General features: G+C 68.0%; 12 protein-coding genes and 1 pseudogene. 11 read left to right on the plus strand and 2 right to left on the minus strand.

Annotation, left to right across the window (positions count from 1 at the left end; genetic code table 11):
• Positions 1-97 precede the first annotated feature (97 nt).
• The 7 genes from Aut01nite_RS38000 to Aut01nite_RS38030 all read left to right on the plus strand — a co-directional run bounded on the left by Aut01nite_RS38000 (position 98) and on the right by Aut01nite_RS38030 (position 8,533).
• Positions 98-1,252: a branched-chain amino acid ABC transporter substrate-binding protein gene (locus Aut01nite_RS38000; RefSeq protein WP_043523769.1), complete on the plus strand. Its 1,155-nt coding sequence runs from the start codon at positions 98-100 to the stop codon at positions 1,250-1,252.
• 64 nt (positions 1,253-1,316) lie between these two features.
• Positions 1,317-2,309 (plus strand): branched-chain amino acid ABC transporter permease, encoded by a 993-nt coding sequence (locus tag Aut01nite_RS38005; RefSeq protein ID WP_043523768.1) that lies wholly within the window; start codon positions 1,317-1,319, stop codon positions 2,307-2,309.
• 38 nt (positions 2,310-2,347) lie between these two features.
• Positions 2,348-3,460 (plus strand): branched-chain amino acid ABC transporter permease, encoded by a 1,113-nt coding sequence (locus tag Aut01nite_RS38010; protein ID WP_373871566.1) that lies wholly within the window; start codon positions 2,348-2,350, stop codon positions 3,458-3,460.
• On the plus strand, positions 3,453-4,391 hold the full coding sequence (locus Aut01nite_RS38015; RefSeq protein ID WP_052163440.1) for an ABC transporter ATP-binding protein: 939 nt from the start codon (positions 3,453-3,455) through the stop codon (positions 4,389-4,391). Before Aut01nite_RS38010 ends, Aut01nite_RS38015 begins: the two co-directional genes overlap by 8 nt.
• Positions 4,381-5,091 carry an ABC transporter ATP-binding protein gene (locus Aut01nite_RS38020; RefSeq protein WP_043523766.1) on the plus strand — a complete coding sequence of 237 codons (711 nt, stop codon included), beginning with the start codon at positions 4,381-4,383 and terminating at the stop codon, positions 5,089-5,091. The genes Aut01nite_RS38015 and Aut01nite_RS38020 overlap by 11 nt, the downstream gene beginning before the upstream one ends.
• Before the next feature lie 94 nt (positions 5,092-5,185).
• Positions 5,186-7,888: a DNA polymerase I gene (gene polA, locus Aut01nite_RS38025; protein WP_043523765.1), complete on the plus strand. Its 2,703-nt coding sequence runs from the start codon at positions 5,186-5,188 to the stop codon at positions 7,886-7,888.
• 321 nt (positions 7,889-8,209) lie between these two features.
• On the plus strand, positions 8,210-8,533 hold the full coding sequence (locus Aut01nite_RS38030) for an ArsR/SmtB family transcription factor (RefSeq protein WP_043523764.1): 324 nt from the start codon (positions 8,210-8,212) through the stop codon (positions 8,531-8,533).
• A gap of 31 nt (positions 8,534-8,564) precedes the next feature.
• Here Aut01nite_RS38030 and Aut01nite_RS38035 read toward each other — a convergent pair.
• Positions 8,565-8,690 (minus strand): annotated as a pseudogene (locus tag Aut01nite_RS38035) (DUF3140 domain-containing protein); the annotation flags it as partial.
• Between the two features lie 253 nt (positions 8,691-8,943).
• Between Aut01nite_RS38035 and Aut01nite_RS38040 the strand changes: the two are divergent.
• Positions 8,944-9,336 (plus strand): hypothetical protein, encoded by a 393-nt coding sequence (locus Aut01nite_RS38040; protein WP_152628579.1) that lies wholly within the window; start codon positions 8,944-8,946, stop codon positions 9,334-9,336.
• Between the two features lie 95 nt (positions 9,337-9,431).
• Here the strand turns inward: Aut01nite_RS38040 and Aut01nite_RS38045 are convergent, their stop codons facing one another.
• Complete coding sequence (locus tag Aut01nite_RS38045) at positions 9,432-10,220, minus strand: class I SAM-dependent methyltransferase (protein WP_239124637.1); 789 nt, start codon at positions 10,218-10,220, stop codon at positions 9,432-9,434.
• 352 nt (positions 10,221-10,572) lie between these two features.
• On the opposite strand from Aut01nite_RS38045, the gene rpsA reads away from it, so the two are divergent.
• From rpsA to uvrB, 3 genes are all read left to right on the plus strand, one after another.
• Positions 10,573-12,075, plus strand: a complete 1,503-nt coding sequence (gene rpsA, locus Aut01nite_RS38050; RefSeq protein ID WP_043523762.1) for a 30S ribosomal protein S1 — start codon at positions 10,573-10,575, stop codon at positions 12,073-12,075.
• A 151-nt stretch (positions 12,076-12,226) separates the two neighbouring features.
• A complete protein-coding gene (coaE, locus tag Aut01nite_RS38055; protein ID WP_043523761.1) occupies positions 12,227-13,414 on the plus strand; it encodes a dephospho-CoA kinase in 1,188 nt (395 codons plus the stop codon).
• A gap of 266 nt (positions 13,415-13,680) precedes the next feature.
• Positions 13,681-15,801, plus strand: a complete 2,121-nt coding sequence (uvrB, locus tag Aut01nite_RS38060) for an excinuclease ABC subunit UvrB (RefSeq protein WP_043523760.1) — start codon at positions 13,681-13,683, stop codon at positions 15,799-15,801.
• The last annotated feature ends 129 nt before the right edge of the window (positions 15,802-15,930 follow it).

The raw sequence follows: 15,930 nt of genomic DNA on the forward strand, positions 1-15,930 counted from the left end.
GTTCGTGGTGCGTGGGCGAGCGGGGGGATGAAGATCTTGTGGTCTCCGCCCGGCCTCGGTACGCCGAATCCTGCACCAGGATGAAAGGTCAGAAGCCTTGAGGCGTAACTATTCACGGGTTCTCGGGACGGTCGGTCTCGCTGCCGCCATGTTCGCTGCGGCTGGCTGCCAGGACTCGGGCGGCGGGAACACGGGCAGCACCGCTGCGGCGGGTTGTGGCGGCAAGATTGCGATCTTCGGCGCGTTCACGGGTGACAATGCCGGTCTGGTGATTCCGTCGCTGAACGGCGCCAAGCTGGCGATCAAGCAGCACAACGCGGCGAACGCGGACTGCCAGATCACGCTGCAGGAGTTCGACACGCAGGGTGACGCCGCGCAGGCGACGCCGATCGCGAGCCAGGTGGCGGGCGACCCGTCGTTCCTGGGTGTGATCGGTGGTCACTTCTCCGGTGAGTCGGACGCGACGATGCCGGTGTACGAGGCCGCTGGTCTGGCGATGGTCAGCCCGTCCGCGACCCGGACGGACCTGACCGCGAAGGGCAACAAGTCCTTCTTCCGTGTGGTCGGTAACGACGGCACGCAGGCTGGTGCTGTGTCGACGTACCTGAAGTCGCAGAACGCGGCGAAGGTCTTCATGATCGACGACGGTTCCGCCTACGGCGCGGGCATCACTGCCGAGCTGGAGAAGAACCTGGGTACCTCGCTGGCCGGCAAGGACAAGATCCAGGAGAAGCAGGCTCAGTTCGACGCGACCATCTCGAAGATCAAGGCGGCGCAGGCCGACTTCGTCTTCTACGGTGGCTACACCCGTGAGGCCGCTCCGCTGGTTCGCCAGATGCGGGCCGCTGGTGTGCAGGCGAAGTTCGTCGGCCCGGACGGTCTGTACGACCCGGCGTTCCCGCAGGGTGCGCAGAGCGGTGCCGAGGGCGCGATCATCACCTGCCCGTGTCTGCCGGCCGCCAAGGCGGGTGGCACCTTCTCGGCCGACTACGAGAAGGAGTACAAGATCGCGCCGGGTTCGTACGGTGCTGAGGGCTTCGACGGCGCGATGATCTACATCGACGCGTTCAAGGCCGGCAAGAAGTCGCGGGCCGACATCCTGGCGTTCGTGAAGGCGTACGACAAGCAGGGTGTCTCGAAGTACATCAAGTTCGCTGAGAACGGTGACGTCGACCCGACGAAGGTCGTGATCTGGTCGTACCAGGTCAAGGGCACCACGTTCGAGCCGCTGCAGGAGCTCAAGCTCAGCTGACGATAAGCGCTGAGGGTGCGGCCGGGGTTCACGCCCCGGCCGTCTTCATCGCAAGGAGAACTTGGTGAATTTCGACGAACTCATCGGCCAATTCGGCCAACACACCGTCAATGGCCTGTCCAAGGGTGCGATCTATGCGCTGATCGCGCTCGGTTACACCCTGGTCTACGGCGTCCTGCGCCTCATCAACTTCGCCCATTCCGAGGTCTTCATGGTCGGCACCTTCGCGGTGTTCGGCACGTGGACCGCGATGGGCCTGCAGAACAACCCCCCGCTCGGTACGGCGATCATCGCGCTCGTGGTCGGTCTGATCGTGGGGGCGGTCGCCTCGGGCGGCACGGCTCTGGCGATCGAGCGGGTCGCCTATCGGCCGTTGCGGAAGAAGAACGCGCCGCCGCTCGTCTTCCTGATCACCGCGATCGGCGTCTCGCTGGTGCTCGTCGAGGTGTTCGGCGTGCTGTTGCCGAAGCTTTTCGGTGACTCGGGTTTCACGATGTCGACGTTGTTCAGCCGTCCGCGGCAGCTGCTCGGTATGCCGACGGTTCTGGAGCACAAGAATCTGTTCACGATCGGTGACACGAGCGTCACCAACGTTCAGGCGATCGTCTTCGTGTCGGCGATGCTGATGATGTTCGCGTTGGACCGGTTCATCAACAAGACCCGGTACGGCCGGGGCGTGCGGGCGGTGGCGCAGAACCCGGAGACGGCCGCGCTGATGGGCGTCAACCAGGAGCGCGTGATCATGCTGATCTTCGTGCTGGGTGGTGCGATGGCGGGCGCGGCCGCGCTGTTGTGGAACATGCGGTTCGGCGTCACGCAGAACACGATCGGTTTCGTGCTGGGCCTGAAGGCGTTCACCGCCGCGGTGCTCGGTGGTATCGGCAACCTGCGCGGTGCGCTGGTGGGCGGCCTGTTCCTCGGCTTGGTGGAGGTGTACGGCGCCACCCTGTTCAGCAGTCAGTGGGAGGATGTCATCGCCTTCGTCGTGCTGGTCGTGGTGCTGATGTTCCGTCCGACCGGTCTGCTGGGCGAGTCGCTGGGGAGGGCCCGCGCATGAGCCAGAGTGTGAATGCGACAGCGCCCCACGTGGGCCGGATGGAAGCGGTCGGGGACCGGTGGCGGGCGTTGCCGAAGTGGCAGCGGTCGCTGGGTTTCGTTGCGTTCGTGGCGTTCCTCTACTACCTGCCCCTGCTCGGTATTCCCGGTCTGACCTGGTTCCGGACCGACTACATCCAGGGCGGCAGCAGCTGGGCCGGCACGCTGTTCACGTGTGCCATCTATGTGCTGGTGGCGATCGGCCTGAATGTGGTGATCGGCCTCGCCGGTCTGCTGGACCTGGGGTACATCGGCTTCTTCGCGATCGGCGCCTACGGTGTCGGCCTGTTCGGGTCGGTGAACTCGCCGGTGGTGAAGGCGATTCAGGAGAGGTTCGACCTGCCGGCGACGTGGGCGGTGGGCTGGGCGATCTGCCTGTTCATCGCGATCACGCTGGCCATGGTCTCCGGTGTGCTGCTGGGCTGGCCTACGCTGCGGTTGCGCGGTGACTATCTGGCGATCGTCACGCTCGGCTTCGGTGAGATCATCCGGATCGTGGCGAAGAACGTCACCACGGTCACCAACGGCAACGCCGGCATCTCGGCGATTCCCGGGCCGGAGGGCCCGCCGTCGGCGACGAACACGGTGTTCGGGCTGATCGATCTGAAGCCGTGGTACTGGCTGGCGATCACCTTCGTACTGATCATGGTGTTCTTCGTGCGGCGGCTGGAGCACAGCCGGGTCGGCCGGGCCTGGCTGGCGGTCCGTGAGGACGAGGACGCCGCGGCGGTGATGGGTGTGAACCCGTTCAAGTTCAAGCTGTGGGCGTTCGCGATCGGCGCGGCGCTGGGTGGTGTGGCCGGTGTGCTGTTCGCCAGCCGGCAGGCGTTCATCGACCCGACGAAGTTCGACCCGATGACGTCGATCCTGTTCGTGGCGATGGTCGTGGTCGGTGGCTCGGGCAACATGATGGGTGTGTCGCTCGGTGCGTTCCTGCTGGTTTACCTGCCGGAACGGTTCCGTGGAGTTGCCGACTACCGGTTCCTGGCGTTCGGTGTCGCGATGGTTCTGGTGATGATCCTGCGCCCGCAGGGCCTGATCCCGAGCCGGCGGAGAGCCCGAGAGTTGAAGGATCGTGCGGCGGAGGCAGAGGAGGCGCCCGCTCATGTCTGACGAGACCACCACGGTCCCGGCGCGGGACGTGCCGGCCCCGCCGGCGCCCGGTAAGAAGCTGCTCGAGATCGACAACGTGACACTGCGGTTCGGTGGCGTGGTCGCCCTCGACGGGGTCGCCTTCGACATCCACGAGGGCGAGATCCTCGGCCTGATCGGCCCGAACGGTGCCGGTAAGACGACCACGTTCAACGTGATGACGGGCGTCTACAAGCCGACGTCGGGTGCGGTCCGGTTTGCCGGGCAGCAGGTGACCGGCCGCAAGCCGCACCAGATCAGCCAGATGGGTATCTCCCGGACGTTTCAGAACATCCGTCTCTTCCCGGAGATGAGTGCACTGGAGAACGTCATGGTCGGCACCGACTCACGGCACAAGACGAGCGTGCCGGGGGCGCTGTTCCGGCTCTACCGGGTCCGGCCCAAGGAGCACGAGCTGCCGAGGGTCGACTCCGGTAACGGGGCGGTCCGGGCGTGGCAGCAGGCCCGCCGTGCCTTCGCGAAGGTGTTCGGGTTGTCCCGGCACATCCTGGAGGAACGGGCGGCCGAGGACAAAGCCCTGGCGCTCCTGCGGTTCGTCGGCATCGCCGACCGGGCCAACGACGCGGCCCGCAACCTTCCGTACGGCTACCAGCGCCGTCTGGAGATCGCCCGGGCGCTCGGCACCGAGCCGAAGCTGCTCTGCCTGGACGAGCCGGCCGCCGGCTTCAACCCGGCGGAGAAGGAGGAGCTGCTCGAGCTGATCCGTAAGATCCGGGCTCAGGGCATCACGGTGCTGCTGATCGAGCACGACATGCGCCTGGTCATGGGTGTCACCGACCGGATCGTGGTGCTGGAGTTCGGGCGGAAGATCGCCGACGGTTCACCGGCTGAGGTCAGCCGGAACCCGAAGGTCATCGCCGCGTACCTGGGGGAGTCCACCGATGATGCTTGAGCTGGACGATGTGACGGTGTCGTACGGGCGGATCGAAGCCCTGCACGGCATCAACCTCACCGTCAATGAGGGTGAGATCGTGGCGCTGATCGGCGCGAACGGCGCCGGCAAGACGACCACGATGCGGGCCATCTCCGGAACCCGGTCGCTGTCGAGTGGCCGGATCACCTTCAACGGTGAGGACATCACCAAGCTGCGGGCCGACCTGCGGGTCATCCGCGGCCTGTGCCAGTCCCCCGAGGGCCGGCAGATCTTCCCCGGCATGACGGTGCTGGAGAACCTGGACATGGGCGCCTACACCCGCAAGGACAGCAGGGGGATCGCGGAGGACCTGGAGAAGGTGCTCACCATGTTCCCGCGGCTGCGTGAGCGGCGGAAGCAGCCGGGCGGCACCCTGTCCGGCGGTGAGCAGCAGATGCTGGCCGTCGGCCGGGCGCTGATGAGCCGGCCGAAGCTGCTGCTGCTGGACGAGCCGTCGATGGGCCTCGCCCCGATGATCATCCAGCAGATCTTCGACATCATCGTCGAGATCAACCAGGCGGGCACCACGGTGCTGCTGGTGGAGCAGAACGCGCAGCAGGCGCTGTCGCGGGCACACCGGGCGTACGTGCTGGAGACCGGCCGGATCGTCAAGGAGGGCACCGGTCAGGACCTCCTGCACGACCCGGCGGTCAAGGAGGCGTACCTCGGCGTCGCCTGAGCGATCCTGATCACGGGGCGGTCTTCCCTTCCGGGGAGGGCCGCCCCGTGGTGTGCGCGGAACTTGTCAGACCCGGCGACTAGAGTCCTGGGGCGTGAGCGACGACGCCGTGACCCCCCGCCTGCTGCTGCTCGACGGCCATTCCCTGGCCTACCGCGCGTTCCACGCGCTGCCCAAGGAGAACTTCAGCACGGCGACCGGCCAGCACACGAATGCGGTGTTCGGCTTCACCTCCATGCTGATCAACATGCTGCGCGACGAGAAGCCGACGCACATCGTGGTCTCCTTCGACGTGTCCCGGGTGTCGTTCCGCACCGCGAAATACCCGGAGTACAAGGCCGGCCGCAAGGAGACGCCCAAGGAGTTCCACGGTCAGGTCAGCCTGATCAAGGAGATCCTGGCGGCGCTGCGCATCATCGTCGTGGAGAAGGACGGCTTCGAGGCCGACGACGTCATCGCCACACTCGCCTGCCAGGCACGGGACGCCGGGATGGAGGTGCTGATCTCCTCCGGTGACCGCGACGCCCTTCAGCTGGTCGACGACCACATCACCGTGCTCTACCCGAGCCGTGGCGTGTCCGAGGTGTGGCGGATGACCCCGGCCCTGGTCGAGGAGAAACAGCTCGTTCCGCCGCATCTCTACCGGGACAAGGCCGCGCTGGTCGGCGAGACCAGCGACAACCTGATCGGCGTCCCCGGCGTGGGTCCCAAGACCGCCGCGAAGTGGATCACCGAGTTCGGCGGCATCGAGGGTGTCGTCGCCAACGTCGACAAGATCAAGGGCAAGGCCGGCGACAACCTGCGGGCCCACCTCGCCGACGTGCTGCGCAACTACGAGCTCAACAACCTGGTCCGCGACCTGGAGCTGCCGGTCCGGCCGGCGGACGGGCGCTGGGAGGGCTGGGACCAGGAGGCCGTCCACCAGCTCTTCGACGCCCTGGAGTTCCGGGTCCTGCGCGAGCGGCTCTACTCCTATCTCGGCACGGCTGAGCCGGAGGCCGAGGCGGAGGCCGGTTTCGAGATCGACGGTCAGGTCCTGCGCACCGGTGAGGTGGCCGCCTGGCTGCGCGAGCACGCCGGCACCGCCCCGGTCGGCGTCGCCGTCACCGGCACGTTCGGCCGCGGCACCGGCACCCTCACCGGTGTCGCCGTCGCCACCGCCGGTGGCCCGGCCGCCTGGTTCGACCCCACCGCCCTCGACGAGGACGACGAGCGTGCCGTCGCCGCCTGGCTCGCCGAGCCGGCCCGGCCCAAGGTCGTGCACGATGCGAAACCGGCCCTGCTCGCCTTCCACGCCCACGGCTGGCGGCTCGCCGGCGTCACCACCGACACCGCCCTCGCGGCGTACCTGGCGAAGCCCGACCAGCGCACCTACGGCCTCGACGACCTCGCCCTGCGTTACCTCAAGCGCGAGCTCAAGGTGGAGGAGCCGGACAACGGCCAGCTCGCCCTCAGCTTCGAGGGCGACGGTGACGACCACGCCGCCGAGCAGGGTGTGATGCTGCGGGCCCGGGCCACCCTCGAGCTGGCCGACGTCCTGATCGCCGACCTGTCCCGGGACGGCGGCGAGTCGGTGCGGCTGCTCGCCGACGTCGAACAGCCCCTGTCGGTCGTGCTCGCCGAGATGGAGCAGCGGGGCATCGCCGCCGACACCGCTTACCTGTCGGAGCTGGAGTCGCATTTCGCCGCCGAGGTGAAAGCCGCGCAGCAGGCCGCCCACGAGGTCGTCGGCCGCGAGTTCAATCTCGGTTCGCCCAAGCAGCTGCAGGAGATCCTCTTCGTCGAGCGCAACCTGCCCAAGACGAAGAAGATCAAATCCGGCTACACGACCGACGCCGACGCGCTGACCAGCCTGTTCGCGCAGACCGGCGACCCGCTGCTGGAGCATCTGCTGCGCCACCGTGACGTCGCCAAGCTCAAGTCGACCATCGATGGGCTGCTCAAGTCGGTGTCCGACGACGGCCGCATCCACACCACCTTCAACCAGACCGTCGCCGCCACCGGCCGGCTGTCCTCCACCGACCCCAACCTGCAGAACATCCCGATCCGCACCGAGGAGGGCCGCCGCATCCGCCGCGCCTTCATCGTCGGATCGGGCTACGAGCAGTTGATGACCGCCGACTACAGCCAGATCGAGATGCGGATCATGGCGCACCTGTCCGGCGACGACGCGCTGATCGCCGCGTTCAACTCCGGCGCCGACTTCCACGCCGCGACCGCCTCCTCGGTCTTCCACGTCGGCCTCGACGAGGTCACCCCCGACCAGCGCCGCAAGATCAAAGCCATGAACTACGGCTTGGCGTACGGGTTGAGCGCCTTCGGCCTGTCCAACCAGCTGAGCATCTCCAACGACGAGGCCAAGGGCCTCATGGAGGAGTACTTCAAGGGCTTCGGCGGCGTCCGCGACTACCTGCAGACCGTCGTCGCGCAGGCCACCACCGACGGCTACACCGCGACCATCCTCGGCCGCCGCCGCTACCTGCCCGACCTGACCAGCGACAACCGCCAGCGCCAGGAGATGGCCAAGCGGATGGCCCTGAACGCGCCGATCCAGGGTTCCGCCGCCGACATCATCAAGATCGCGATGCTGCGGGTCGACGAGGCGCTGAAGGACACCGGCCTCAGCTCCCGCGTCCTCCTCCAGGTCCACGACGAGCTGGTCTTCGAGGTCGCCCCCGGCGAACGCGACACCCTCGAGGAGCTGGTCCGCCGCGAGATGGGCAGCGCCTACCCGCTGTCGGTCCCCCTGGAGGTCTCCATCGGCACCGGCCGCGACTGGAATGGCGCCGACCACTGACACCCGCCCGCGCCGCCTCCACCAGGAGGGCGGCGCGGATGCGTACCGTGACGGTGGGTTGACCTCGGGTGTGCCGGTGTTGCTCGGTCGGGTGATCCCGTGACTCTGCCGGGCACCCGACCGGGTGGTGCTCGTGCGCTGTTTGCGCTGATCTGAAACCCTGGGCCGATGCCGAGTCAATCGACGTCGATGGAGGTTCGCCCGGGGATCGCTCCTCATCGGAGCCGGGTGTCCCCGACAGGTTCCGCCACCCCGAGCGTTCCTGCCGCTGCCGCGGCACCGGGTGCGGCCGTTGCGGCAGCCGCGGCCGGGCAGGATGGTGTGGCGCTCACCGAGGGGCCGCTGGACCTCGACCGGGCAGGGCGTCTCGCCGGGACTTTCAAGGCGCTCGGCGATCCGGTGCGGCTCCGCCTCCTGTCGATGATCGCCTCAGCCGCCGACGGCGAGATCTGCGTGTGTGACCTGACCGAGGCCTTCTCCCTGACCGGCCCGACGATCTCCCACCACCTGCGGATCCTGCGCGAGGCCGGCCTGGTGCACGGCACCCGCCGCGGCACCTGGGTCTACTACCGTGCGCTTCCCGCCGAGCTCACCCGCCTGGCCGGCGTCCTCGTCGCCGACCGCGCAGCCCTCACCCCCGCCTGACGGCGCTGGGGCGACCGCGGACGGCGCCCGGTCACTTCTTCAGGGGGTCGTGGCCCCAGTGCATCAGCGAGTGCCGCCAGCGGGTGCCGGTGACGTCGCCGTCCGGGCGCTGCGCCAGGTGCCGGTGCACGTACCCGACCACCTGCCGCAGTGCTGCTCGTCGGCCCGCGGTCTCGGTCCGCCTGGTGATTTTCTGCGGGACGGTGCTGTGGACGCTTCATCATGGCTCCACCAACCCACCTTGGCACCTTCTGCGATATTTGTCGGCTTGTTATGCGTAACAAATATTCGCATTTGTCTACTCTAGTCGCCTGGCGACCTTGGCGCTTCCCACTCTTGCATCGACGTGCTTAAGATTGCTGGACATTGCGGAGGAATCCGTCGATGTTCATCTAAGAGTGGAGTGTGTCTTGACGAAGCTGACCCGGCGAATCACCGCTGCCGCTGGCTCGCTAGCCGCCGCCCTGGTCGTGACTGTGGTTCCGGCATCGCCGGCTGCCGCCGCTGAGTGCTCTACCTTACCCACCTCGGTTATCTGTGGTGAGGTATACAACAACTCGACCGAGGCTGTCTTCATCACCCGGTGGGGTGCAAGCGGCCCGACCGGTGCAGTTGTGGTGCTCCTGCCGGGCAAGAGTTCGCCGGCGCGCATGACGGATGTCGACGCCTTCAAGCTGCAGTGTCCCGGAACCGTCAGGGAAGGCGCCACTACAACGTCGCTCGGCGCTGACCAGATCCGGAACTGGCGGAGAATCCCAAGCACTTCGAAGGTCTACGTGACCTACCAGACCAACTGCGTCTGATCTTTGGGAAACGTGCATTACGCTCCGGGTGACTTCGGTGACTCGGAGCGGAATGACGCGTCGCACGCTGATGACTCAGGTGGTGAGCACCTGTTTCATGACTTTCGACTACTGGGCTTGGGCATGTCGCAGACGAAGATCGCGGTGCCGGGGAAGAGCTGGCCACGCAGCGGGCTCCACTGCCCCCAGATCTGCTCGTGGCCCTCCGGCCATTCCGGCTCGACCAGATCGCGCAGCACGAACCCGGCCGCCACCAGTTCCCTGACCCGATCGCCGAGGGTCCGGTGCTGCTCCAGGTAGGTGACCTCGCCGTCCTCGTCACGTTCCACGTACGGCGAGCGGTCGAAGTACGAGTTCCTCGCCAGCAGCCCGTGCTCGTCCGGCTCGTCCAGGAAGATCCATCGCATCGGGTGTGTGACGGAGAACACCCAGCTTCCGCCGGGCCGCAGCACTCTGGCCACCTCCCGCATCGCGGCCGCCGAGTCCGCCACGAACGGGATGGCCCCGAACGCCGTACACACGATGTCGAACGTTTCCGCCGCGAACGGCAGGGCCAGCGCGTCGGCCTGGACCAGGGGAACCCGTACCCCGCTGCGCTCTGCCGCGTCGCGTGCGTGCCGCAACATGCCAGCGGACAGGTCGAGGGCGACCGGGTGGGCGCCCTCACGGCGCAGCCACCGGCTGGCTGCCGCGGCGCCGGCGCCCAGTTCCAGGATCTTCTTCCCCGGTACGGGCCCGAGCAGGCGCGCGTCGGCCTCCCGCAGCCGCTCGGGGCACCAGAGGAAGTCGACGTCGCCGAGGAAGACGCCGTGCTCGTCCTGGTAGTCGTCGGCGTCGAGGTCCCACCAGGAGCGGTTGGCCCGGCGCGCCTCGGTCTCGGTCACGCGACCGTGGGAAAGGTCCGGTGAGGTCACCCGGCAACGGTACGGCAGGCGTGTCGGCCGTCCCGAATCACCTCATAAAGGGCATGCTGACGGGTTCCCGACCCACAATGTGCCGCGCTCCTCAGGAGGGCTTGCAACCTGTGGTAATGCGCACGGTAAGCTAGTCGATGCGCTCGCGGATCGTGTGCCTCGGCAGGGAGCAGGTTCCGTGGTCGCTGGTCCCGACATGATCGACTGCATTGAACAGACTGCTCGACGGAGTGGTCGTCCAGCTCGCTCGTGTCGCTTCCAGCGGCAGTTCCGTGGAGCGCAGAGACACCACCAATCCATTCCGTTCGGAGCAACTGTCCACATGACGAGCAGCATCGAGGCCACCTCGAGCGCCAACAAGGTCACCGTCGACGATCTCGGATCCGAGGAAGCATTCCTCGCGGCCATCGACGAGACCATCAAGTACTTCAACGACGGCGACATTGTCGAAGGCACCGTCGTCAAGGTCGATCGGGACGAGGTCCTGCTCGACATCGGCTACAAGACCGAGGGTGTCATCCCCTCGCGCGAGTTGTCGATCAAGCACGACGTGGACCCCGCGGAAGTGGTGTCGGTTGGCGACCACATCGAAGCCCTCGTCCTCACCAAGGAGGACAAGGAAGGTCGCCTGATCCTCTCGAAGAAGCGTGCGCAGTACGAGCGCGCGTGGGGCACCATCGAGAAGATCAAGGAGGACGACGGCGTCGTTCGCGGCTCCGTCATCGAGGTTGTCAAGGGTGGCCTCATCCTCGACATCGGTCTCCGCGGCTTCCTCCCGGCCTCGCTGGTCGAGATGCGCCGCGTCCGCGACCTGCAGCCCTACGTCGGCCGCGAGCTCGAGGCGAAGATCATCGAGCTGGACAAGAACCGCAACAACGTGGTTCTGTCCCGCCGCGCCTGGCTCGAGCAGACGCAGTCCGAGGTTCGTACCGAGTTCCTCAACAAGCTGCAGAAGGGCCAGGTCCGCAAGGGCGTCGTGTCCTCCATCGTCAACTTCGGTGCCTTCGTTGACCTTGGCGGCGTGGACGGCCTGGTGCACGTCTCCGAGCTCTCCTGGAAGCACATCGACCACCCCTCCGAGGTCGTCGAGGTCGGCCAGGAGGTCGAGGTCGAGGTTCTCGACGTCGACCTGGACCGCGAGCGCGTCTCGCTGTCGCTGAAGGCGACGCAGGAGGACCCGTGGCGTCAGTTCGCCCGGACCCACGCGATCAACCAGATCGTGCCGGGTAAGGTCACCAAGCTCGTCCCGTTCGGCGCGTTCGTCCGCGTCGACGACGGCATCGAGGGCCTGGTGCACATCTCCGAGCTGGCCGAGCGTCACGTCGAGCTGCCCGAGCAGGTCGTCCAGGTCGGTTCGGACGTCCTGGTCAAGGTCATCGACATCGACCTGGAGCGCCGCCGGATCTCGCTGTCGCTCAAGCAGGCCAACGAGGGCTTCGTCGAGGGCGAGGAGCACTTCGACCCGACCCTCTACGGCATGGCCGCGACGTACGACGCCGAGGGCAACTACATCTACCCGGAGGGCTTCGACCCGGAGACGGGCGAGTGGCTCGAGGGCTTCGAGAAGCAGCGCGAGACGTGGGAGAAGCAGTACGCCGACGCCCGCGAGCGCTGGGAGGCCCACACCAAGCAGGTTCAGGCGTCCCGCGACGCCGACGCCGAGGCCGCGCTCAACCCGGCTCCGGCCGGCGGCGTGACCACCTCGTCGTCGACCTCCACCTCGAGCTCGTCGGGTCCGGCGCGCTCGGCGGAGGAGCCGGCGGGCACCCTGGCCACCGACGAGGCTCTCGCGGCTCTGCGCGAGAAGCTGGCCGGCGGCAAGTGATCTGACGCGAGGCACCGCCTGACGCGAGTCAAGCAGCCGGTAGTACCCAGAAAGGCCGTCCCGATTCCGGTCGGGGCGGCCTTTCGCCGTCCGGCGGAACACCGCGGCCTCCCGGTTCCGCCCGCCAAGAACATCTGGCGATACTTAGCCCATGCTGAGAGTGGGACTGACGGGTGGAATCGGTGCCGGCAAGAGTGCGGTCGCCCGCCGTCTCGCCGAGCGGGGCGCGGTGATCATCGATGCCGACCTGCTGGCCCGCGAGGTGGTCGAGCCGGGCACGGACGGGCTGGCCGAGATCGTCGGGGCGTTCGGGTCCGGCGTGCTCACCGCCGACGGCACGCTCGACCGGCCGGCGCTGGGGGCCAAGGTCTTCGGCGACGAGGCGGCCCGCCGCCGCCTGGAGAAGATCATTCATCCCCGGGTACGAGCCCGGACCGTCGAGCTGACCACCTCGGCGGCGCCGGACGCGATCGTGGTCAACGACGTGCCGTTGCTGGTCGAGGCGGGGCTCGCGGCCACGTACCACCTGGTGATCGTCGTCCTGGCCGACCGTGACCTGCGGCTGGACCGGCTCACCCGCCTGCGTGGCATGCCCGCGGCGGAAGCCGCCGCCCGGATCGACGCGCAGACCGGCGACGAGCAGCGCCGGGCCGCCGCCGACGTGGTCCTGGTCAACGAGGGTGACCTGGACGGCCTGTACGCCCGCGTGGACGAGCTGTGGCGCGACCGGCTGACCGAGTTCGAGCGGAACCTGCGGGCCGGGCGTTCCGTGGTGAAGAGCCCACGATTGCGGATCCTGCCGGCCGACCCGGAGTGGCCGCGGACGGCGGCCCGGCTGATCGCCCGGATCCAGCATGGGCTCGGCAGCGGACATGACGTCCATCACATCGGATCCACCGCGGTGCCGGGGCTCCCGGCCAAGAACATCATCGATCTGATGCTGAGCGTGCGTACCCTCGACGAGGCGGACACGCTGGCCGGGCGCCTCGGTGAGCTCGGTTTCCCGGCCCGGCCGGGGGACTGGGCCGACCACGCGCACGGCATCCCCGGCGGCACCTGGCCGAAACGGCTGCACGGCTGCGCCGACCCCGGTTACCGGGTCAACCTGCACGTCCGAGTGGCCGGCTCGCCGGGCTGGCGGTTCGCCCTGCTGATGCGTGACCACCTGCGGGCGGTGCCGGAGGCCCGGGACGCCTACGCGGCGGCCAAGGAGCGGCTGGCCGCCGAACATCACGACCGTGCGGCGTACGCGGAAGCGAAGGAGCCGTGGTTCGCGGCCGAGGCGCGGGCCGCCGACGACTGGGCGGTGACGACCGGCTGGCAGCCGCCACTCTTCTGACCGGGACTCTCGCGGCCATTCTGACCAGGACTCTCGCGGCGGCCGGGTCCGCTGACCCACCACGGGTGCGCTCGCCAGGGCGTCCGGGGCGCAGCGACCGTGGTGCGGCGGCAGGGGACCGTGTGACCCGCATGCTGCCGGCAGCCGCCGCGAGCGGCCTGCCCGTCCAGCGTAGGCAGCCCGGCCGGGACCGTGAAGCCCGCTGAATGTGCACCCTGAGCACGCCGGTTCGCGAACTTGTCATACCCCCCACGTACGGTGGTGGCATGGCGCTCGACATCCCACGACTCGACGGCCGGTTCGAGGTCATCAGCGACTACCAGCCCGCGGGTGACCAGCCCGCCGCGATCGACGAGCTGGAGCGGCGGGTCCGCCGCGGCGATCGCCACACCGTCCTGCTCGGCGCCACCGGCACCGGCAAGAGCGCGACCACGGCCTGGCTCATCGAGCGGCTGCAACGGCCCGCGCTGGTGCTCGCCCCCAACAAGACCCTGTGCGCCCAGTTGGCGAAAGAGTTCCGCGAGCTGCTGCCCAACAACGCCGTGGAATATTTCGTCAGTTACTACGACTACTACCAGCCCGAGGCGTACATCGCCCAGACCGACACCTACATCGAGAAGGACTCGTCGGTCAACGAGGAGGTGGAGCGGCTGCGGCACTCGGCCACCATGTCGCTGCTCACCCGGCGCGACACCATCGTGGTGGCCACCGTCAGCGCCATCTACGGCCTCGGCACCCCGCAGGAGTACGTGGATCGTGCCGTCCGGGTCAAGGTCGGTGAGGACTTCGACCGTGACAAGCTGCTGCGCCGCCTCGTCGACATCCAGTACTCGCGTAACGACATGGCCTTCCAGCGCGGCACGTTCCGGGTCCGCGGCGACACCCTGGAGATCATCCCGGCCTATGAGGAGCTGGCCATCCGGATCGAGCTCTTCGGCGACGAGGTGGAGAAGCTCTACTATCTGCACCCGCTCACCGGCGACGTGGTCCGCGAGGTCGACGAGCTGATCATCTTCCCGGCCACCCACTACGGCGCCGGCCCGGAGCGGATGGAGCGGGCGATCCGCGACATCGAGGCCGAGCTGGAGGAGCGGCTGGCCGAGTTCGAGCGGCAGGGCAAACTCCTGGAGGCGCAGCGCCTGCGGATGCGCACCGCCTACGACATCGAGATGATGCGCCAGGTCGGCTTCTGCAACGGCATCGAGAACTATTCGATGCACATGGACGGGCGCACCTTCGGCGAGCCCGCCTACACCCTGCTCGACTACTTCCCCGACGACTTCGTCACCGTCATCGACGAGTCGCACGTGACCATCCCGCAGATCGGCGGGATGTACGAGGGCGACGCGTCGAGGAAGCGGATCCTCATCGAGCACGGGTTCCGGCTGCCCAGCGCCGCCGACAACCGGCCGCTGCGCTTCGACGAGTTCCTCGAGCGTGTCGGCCAGATGGTGTTCCTCTCCGCCACCCCCGGCAACTGGGAGATGGGGCAGGCCCAGGGCGAGTTCGTGGAACAGGTCATCCGCCCCACCGGCCTGGTCGACCCGCAGGTGGTGGTGAAACCCACCAAGGGCCAGATCGACGACCTGATGCACGAGATCAAGCTGCGCACCGAGCGGGACGAGCGGGTCCTGGTCACCACCCTCACCAAGAAGATGGCCGAGGACCTCACCGACTACCTCCTGGAGAACGGGATCCGCGTCCGTTACCTGCACTCCGAGGTGGACACGCTGCGCCGCGTCGAGCTGCTCAAGGAGCTGCGCAAGGGCGACTACGACGTCCTGGTCGGCATCAACCTGCTCCGGGAGGGCCTCGACCTGCCCGAGGTGTCGCTGGTCGCCATCCTCGACGCCGACAAGGAGGGCTTCCTGCGCAGCGGCCGGTCGCTCATCCAGACCATCGGCCGTGCCGCCCGGAACGTCTCCGGCGAAGTCCACATGTACGCGGACAAGATCACCCCGTCGATGCGTGACGCCATCGACGAGACCGACCGCCGCCGCGCCAAGCAGATCGCCCACAACGAGGCCAACGGCATCAAGCCGCAGGCCCTCCGTAAGAAGATCCACGACATCCTCGACGACATCTACAAGGAGGCCGAGGACACCGACGAGGTGGTCGGCAGCCCGGCCGCCAGCGGCAGCGGCCGGCAGATGTCCCGCGGCAAGGCGTCGGTGGCCGAGACCCGCGCCCGGGGCCGGTCCGCCGCCACTCCCGCCGCGAGCGCCGGCATGGCCCGGGCCGAACTCGCCCAGCTCATCCAGGAGCTCAACGACCAGATGCTCGGCGCGGCCCGCGAGCTGCAGTTCGAGCTGGCCGCCCGGATCCGCGACGAGATCCACGAGCTGAAGAAGGAGCTGCGCGGCATGGACTCCGCCGGCGTCCAGTAACCATCCCCGGCGATCCACGCGTGCCCATGCCACATCCCGCCGGGTGGCATGGGCACAAGCGTTCCCAGGGCGCCGGCTCCTGTCAGCTGGCTCTCACGGTTGTCTCGGGGTTGGTGAGACAGTGCTGGC

The sequence above is a fragment of the Actinoplanes utahensis genome, assembly GCF_016862455.1.
In the GTDB taxonomy this organism is placed as follows: domain Bacteria; phylum Actinomycetota; class Actinomycetes; order Mycobacteriales; family Micromonosporaceae; genus Actinoplanes; species Actinoplanes utahensis.

What these genes read in the sequence shown, in the direction of transcription:
- Aut01nite_RS38020 (WP_043523766.1), top strand. Translation starts at nt 4,381, where the DNA reads ATGATGCTTGAGCTGGACGATGTGACGGTGTCGTACGGGCGGATCGAA.
- coaE (WP_043523761.1), top strand. Translation starts at nt 12,227, where the DNA reads ATGCTGAGAGTGGGACTGACGGGTGGAATCGGTGCCGGCAAGAGTGCG.
- Aut01nite_RS38010 (WP_373871566.1), top strand. Translation starts at nt 2,348, where the DNA reads ATGGAAGCGGTCGGGGACCGGTGGCGGGCGTTGCCGAAGTGGCAGCGG.
- Aut01nite_RS38015 (WP_052163440.1), top strand. Translation starts at nt 3,453, where the DNA reads ATGTCTGACGAGACCACCACGGTCCCGGCGCGGGACGTGCCGGCCCCG.
- rpsA (WP_043523762.1), top strand. Translation starts at nt 10,573, where the DNA reads ATGACGAGCAGCATCGAGGCCACCTCGAGCGCCAACAAGGTCACCGTC.
- uvrB (WP_043523760.1), top strand. Translation starts at nt 13,681, where the DNA reads ATGGCGCTCGACATCCCACGACTCGACGGCCGGTTCGAGGTCATCAGC.